Annotated in this window: 3 protein-coding genes; all 3 read left to right on the plus strand. The window is 68.8% G+C overall.

What is annotated here, in order from left to right; all coding sequences use genetic code 11:
• Positions 1 to 424, plus strand: a 424-nt coding sequence (locus PFH44_RS27760; RefSeq protein WP_283826863.1) for a GspL/Epsl periplasmic domain-containing protein, incomplete at its 5' end; no start/stop codon positions are given.
• A complete protein-coding gene (locus PFH44_RS27765) occupies positions 417 to 908 on the plus strand; it encodes a type II secretion system protein M (protein WP_283826865.1) in 492 nt (163 codons plus the stop codon). The genes PFH44_RS27760 and PFH44_RS27765, both read left to right, overlap by 8 nt.
• The coding region (gene gspN / locus PFH44_RS27770; RefSeq protein ID WP_283826864.1) for a type II secretion system protein N at positions 898 to 1,216 on the plus strand (319 nt) is incomplete at its 3' end. The genes PFH44_RS27765 and gspN, both read left to right, overlap by 11 nt.

A 1,216-nucleotide genomic window follows, 5' to 3' on the forward strand; every position in this document is an offset into this window, starting at 1 on the left:
GCTGTGGGGAGTCAACGGCGTGCTCGACCATCTGGCGCTGGGCCAGCGGGCGGCCGCGGCTCAGCAGGCCAGCCGGGCGTTTTATCATCAGTGGTTTAAAACGGAGACCCGGGTGATTAACCCGCGGCTGCAGATGCAGCAGCATCTGCGCCAGCTTGCGCAGACGGCGGCGCATCCGCCGTCGGTCGTCACCATCAGCCTGGTGCAAAAGATCGTCGCCGGGACCCCGGGGATCCGCCTGCGGGCCCTGGCCTACGACGGCGCGCGCAACGCCCTGCAGCTCGACGTGTCGGCAGTATCGCCCCGGGCGCTGGAGCAGTTCAGGCTGCGGGCGCAGCCCTATTTTCGCGTGCGAACCGGCGAAATGAAGCCGCGAGCGGACGGCATTGAGGGGCGTCTCTCCCTGGAGGAAAATGATGCATAGCCTGCGTATTTTATGGCAGCAGCGCTCGCAGCGGGAGCAGCGCCTGCTGGTGGCAATGGCCCTCGCGCTGTTCGTCGGTATCGCGTACTACGCCTTCTGGCAGCCGTGGCTCGACCGCGAGCAGCAGTGGCGGCAAACCCTCGCCAAAGAGCAGGCCAGCCTGCGCTGGATGCAGCAGCAGGCACCTCTCCTGCAGCAGCTAAGCCGCCAGCGGCCGGGCCCAGCGGCCATCGCCGAAGAGCCCTCGGCGGTCATCATGCGCGAGGCGGCCCGCCAGGCGCTGGCGATCGTCCGGCTGCAGCCGCAGGGGATGCGGGTCAACGTCACCCTCGAGGCCTGTACCTTTCAGGCCCTGATGTCATGGCTCGACGTTCTGGGCCGGCAGGGCATTCACGCCGCCTCCCTGGCCGTCACCGCGCATCCCCAGCGTCCCGGCTGGGTGACGGTGAATACGCTGATCCTCGAGCGTCGGCATGAGAAGTAAATTCGCCGTCGGACTGCTGCTCGGCGCCTGGCTGCTGTGGATGCTGCTCACCGCCCCCGCCAGGCTGCTCACCGCCGCGCTGCCGGCCGGGATCGGCGTCGGCGAGCTTGCCGGCACCGTCTGGCAGGGAGAGGCCAGAGATATTGTCTGGCGCGGAGCCGGCCTCGCCCACCTGCGCTGGCGGCTGGCTTTCTCCGGCGCGCTTCCGGGCTGGCATATTTCGTTCAGCGATCCCAGCGGGCTGCACGGCCAGGCCTGGCTGCAGGGGCTGAGCGCGCTGACGCTGCGCGATGGCCGCCTTATCGTCC

Source organism: Klebsiella sp. Ech2A, assembly GCF_030078455.1.
GTDB lineage: Bacteria > Pseudomonadota > Gammaproteobacteria > Enterobacterales > Enterobacteriaceae > Klebsiella > Klebsiella terrigena.